General features: G+C 59.4%; 3 protein-coding genes. 2 read left to right on the forward strand and 1 reads right to left on the reverse strand.

All coding sequences use genetic code 11. The features are described 5' to 3' along the window. Positions 1 to 49 precede the first annotated feature (49 nt). Positions 50 to 1,342 (reverse strand): N-acetylmuramoyl-L-alanine amidase, encoded by a 1,293-nt coding sequence (locus HMPREF0178_RS08865; RefSeq protein WP_157134912.1) that lies wholly within the window; start codon positions 1,340 to 1,342, stop codon positions 50 to 52. Between the two features lie 234 nt (positions 1,343 to 1,576). On the opposite strand from HMPREF0178_RS08865, the gene HMPREF0178_RS08870 reads away from it, so the two are divergent. Together HMPREF0178_RS08870 and HMPREF0178_RS08875 are read left to right on the forward strand one after the other, a co-directional pair. Next, positions 1,577 to 2,539 (forward strand): AEC family transporter, encoded by a 963-nt coding sequence (locus HMPREF0178_RS08870; protein WP_005028196.1) that lies wholly within the window; start codon positions 1,577 to 1,579, stop codon positions 2,537 to 2,539. Positions 2,540 to 2,551: 12 nt separating this feature from the next. Beyond that, positions 2,552 to 3,895: an MATE family efflux transporter gene (locus tag HMPREF0178_RS08875; RefSeq protein ID WP_009380258.1), complete on the forward strand. Its 1,344-nt coding sequence runs from the start codon at positions 2,552 to 2,554 to the stop codon at positions 3,893 to 3,895. Positions 3,896 to 3,945: the final 50 nt, after the last annotated feature.

The following is a 3,945-nucleotide window of genomic DNA, read 5'->3' on the forward strand; positions in this document are numbered from 1 at the left end:
GGAGGAGAGGGCTTTCTCCAGAAAGCCCTCTCCTCCCTTCCCCCACATTTCACATCTTTCCCGTATAGATCAGAATACCGTTGGCAATGCCGCGCGCAATGGAGGCGCGGTATGCGTCGACGGCCAGACGTTCGGCTTCGGTCTTGTTGGTGCAGTAGCCCACTTCGATCAGCACGCCGGGCACCCCGGAACGGCGCAGGACATGGAAGGGGGCGGTCTTGATGCCGCCGTCGTGGGTCCGGTAATTCTTTTTCCTGAGATATTTGAGCGTCGTCTCGTGGATGTTCCGCGCAAGACGGCGGGATTCCTGTTTCTGGATGGTGAAAAGGCGATGGGGCGGCAGCTTTTCCCGCGTGGCGCGGCTGCGGTCGCGGAGGGCGTTTTCGACGGCGGCGAGGCGGGTTGAGGCCGAGGTGCGGGAAACGTCGAGATAGTACGTCTCAAACCCCTGCACGCCTTCGGAAGGGTTGGCGTTGACGTGGATGGAAATGAACAGGTCGGCCTTGTTGGTGCGGACTTTGTCGGCCCTCTGCTCCAGCGTGATCCATGTGTCGGAGCGGCGCGTGTACCGGACGTTGAGGCCGCGCGAGGACAGGATCGCCCCCACGCGCTTGGAGATGTCCAGTGTAAGATCCTTTTCCCTGATGCCGTTGTGGTGCGTGCCGGGGTCTTTGCCGCCGTGACCCGGATCGATGAGCACCGTTTTTACACCGAGACGGAACGGTTTGCCTTTAGGCTGTTTTTGCTTGCTTGCCTTGCTGGCGGCGGGAGGCGATTGCCGTTTTTCTTTGGGCGAGAGCGTCGCAAGATAACTGGAGGCGTCTTTGGCCGTATTGGAAGAAGGGTATTTTTTGAGGAGCTGTTGGAGCAGTTCTTGCGCTCCGGCCTTGTCGCGGAGGATTTGGCCCCGCAGCCGTGCCGTCCGGTACAGGCTGTCGTCGGCCAGCGAGCTTTTGGGATAGAGGCGGACGAGCTGGAGATACCGGTCCACCGAGCGCCGGGCGTCCTTGGCATTGGAGGCGCAGCGGGCCAAATGATCCAGCGCTTCAGCGGAGCGGAACAAGGCCGCTGAGCGCTCTTTCCATTTTTTTTCGACCCGGTAGACGGTCAGGAAGGTTTCGGCAAGCTTTTCCCACGGCTCACGCTGGAGTCGTTTTTTGGATTTTTGAAGCTGCCCCATATCCCGGATGGCTTTATCGTATTTTGCCGGGTTGGGGCCGGCAGCGGCGGGGACGGCGGATACGAACGCGAAACACAACGCCAGCAGAATGCACCATGAAAGGAACAGGCTGTTTTTATAAGTAATTTTGTTGTCGTCTCTTGGCTGTTGTGAGGTATCCATGCCGTAGTGGGGGAAGGTTTTTTGAGCGGTTGCGTGGTTTTCATCAAGAGTACCAACGGGAAAAAGAAAAAACAAGGAAGGATACCCGTAAAAGGGTGAGAAAGGCGGCATGGACATTCCGGGATATCCAAGGCACGGTGAGGGCGCCGTTTTTCCCATTGCATACCGGCGGCGCACGGTATATAGCTTGCGGCTTCTGATTGATTGAACAAACAGTATTCTTCCGAGGCTCCCATGCTGTCTATCCTTTCCACGCTGGTTCCCGTATTTGGCATCATCCTGTTTGGCATCGTCGTTGAACGGATGGGTTTTTTGCCCATAGAAACATCGGGCTGCCTCAACCAATTCGTCTACTGGATCGGCCTGCCCATGATGCTGTTCAACCAGCTTGCCCGTATGGAAGCGGGGCAGATGTCGGGAGCCATGGTTGGGGGCATCCTGCTCGGCTACGGGATCACCTACCTGTTCGCATACGTGGTCTTCTCGAGCCTGCTGCGGAGGCGTTGGGAGGAAAGCTCGGTGTTCGCCCTGCTGTCGAGTTTCCCGAACGCGGCGTTCATGGGCTTGCCGATCGTGGTGCTCCTGCTGCCGGACAGCTCCGAGGCCGCCATCGTCGCCAGCCTTTGCGCTGTGATGACCTCCGCGAACCTGCTTTTCACGGACGGCAGGCTGGAAGCCGGGAAACATAAGGGCGAGGGCCGCAAGCAAGTATTCCTGTCCCTGCTCCGTTCGCTGTTCCACAATCCCCTGCTCATCTATTCGGCGCTCGGCGCAGCAGTGAGCCTGCTCCATATCGCCGTCCCGAAGCCGATCCTGTCGATGTCGGCCATGCTCGGCTCCACGTCCGCCCCCTGCGCGCTGTTCTGCATGGGCATGATCCTCTCCAAGCAGATGACTTCCTCGCAGGGCTTCGTAAAGGGATGGGCCAGGCGCCAGTTTCCTTTGCACGTGCTGAAACTGGTGGTGGAGCCGCTTTTCATTTTCGGCGTCCTCTACCTGCTCGGTGTGCGCGGCATCGCGCTTGCCTCGGCGACCATCGTGGCGGCCATGCCCACGGCTGTGGCGGCTTATATCATTGCTGAAAAATATCAGGTGGCTACAGAAGACTCTTCGCTCGGCATCGTGGTAGATACAGCCTTATCGGCGGTGAGCATCCCTCTGCTCATCGTGGCGTTCCAATACTACGGTCTGCTGTAGGGGGGAGAGGCGTTGCCGCAGGAGCAGCAAAACATCCGCCGCTGGCTGGTGCGGCTTACGGGCCCCATCTTCATCGAGATGGTGCTGATCATCCTGCTCGGCATTGTGGATACGGTCATGCTCAGCCAGTGCTCGGACAACACCGTGGCCGCCGTGGGCGTGGTCGTGCAGCTTCTGAACATGATCTTCCTCGTCTTCGAGGCCACGACAGCCGGGACGTCCGTGCTCTGTTCGCAGTTCCTCGGGGCGCGCCAGATGGACAACGTATTCCGCGCCATCGGCGTATCGCTGGCCTTCAATATGATGATGGGCGTCATCGTCAGCGCCGCCCTCTTTTTCGGGGCCGAACGCATCCTGCGCCTTATGGAACTGCGGCCCGAACTCATGGGCGACGGCGTGACGTATATGCGCATCGTGGGCGGGTTCGCGTTCTTTCAGGCCATCTCGCTGACCCTTTCGTCCATCCTGCGGAGCGCTGGCATGGCCTATTATCCCATGCAGGTGACCTTTCTCATCAACATCATCAACATCATCGGGAATTATACGCTCATTTTCGGGCATTTCGGCTTCCCCGCCCTTGGGGTCGAAGGCGCGGCCATCTCCACGTCGTTCAGCCGCGGCGTAGCCATGTGCCTGCTGCTCTTCATCCTGTTCCGCAAAAAACTGACGTTTCCCCCCTCCTTTCTCTGGCCCTTCCCTTTCGGGGTGCTCCGCAAGATGCTGTCCATCGGCCTGCCTTCCGGGGGCGAACAGCTTTCCTACAGCCTTTCGCAGGTGGTGATCACCTATTTCGTCAACATGCTCGGCAATGAGGCTCTCGCCGCACGTACCTACGCCGTGAACATCGTGACCTTTTCCTACGTATTCGCCATGTCCGTGGGGCAAGGCGGCGGCATCTGCATAGGGCACCTCATCGGCAAGGGGCACAAGAACGCCGCATTGCTCCTCGGGCGGTACTGTATCCGCATCACGCTGATGATTTCCTTTTCGGTGGCCCTGCTTTCCGCGCTCCTCGGAAAGAGCGTCATGGGGCTGCTCAGCGACAACCCCGAAGTCGTATCCCTGACCGCCCTGATCCTCTGCATCGACGTCGTCCTCGAACTTGGGCGCGCCGTCAACATCCTGTGCGTGAACTTCCTCCGCGCTACCGGCGACGCCGTGTACCCGTTCATCATCGGGCTTATCTTCATGTGGGGCGTGGCGACCGTCGGCGGTTACGTGCTCGGCGTTACGCTCGGCTTCGGGCTCGTCGGGATGTGGATCGCCTTCACGATGGATGAAAGCATCCGCGCCGTCCTCTTCTGGCGCCGCTGGCAGAGCCGGCGCTGGATGGGCAAGAGCATCGTCGCCCGGTAGATGAGCCTTGAAAGGGCATAAAGGCGCTACAGAAACTCTCTCTCTCTCTC

Source organism: Bilophila sp. 4_1_30 (genome assembly GCF_000224655.1).
Classification (GTDB): Bacteria; Desulfobacterota; Desulfovibrionia; order Desulfovibrionales; family Desulfovibrionaceae; genus Bilophila; species Bilophila wadsworthia.

Bases quoted from the DNA above. Each gene is read 5' to 3' on its own strand.
- HMPREF0178_RS08870 (WP_005028196.1), top strand. From the start codon at position 1,577: ATGCTGTCTATCCTTTCCACGCTGGTTCCCGTATTTGGCATCATCCTG.
- HMPREF0178_RS08865 (WP_157134912.1), bottom strand. From the start codon at position 1,342: ATGGATACCTCACAACAGCCAAGAGACGACAACAAAATTACTTATAAA.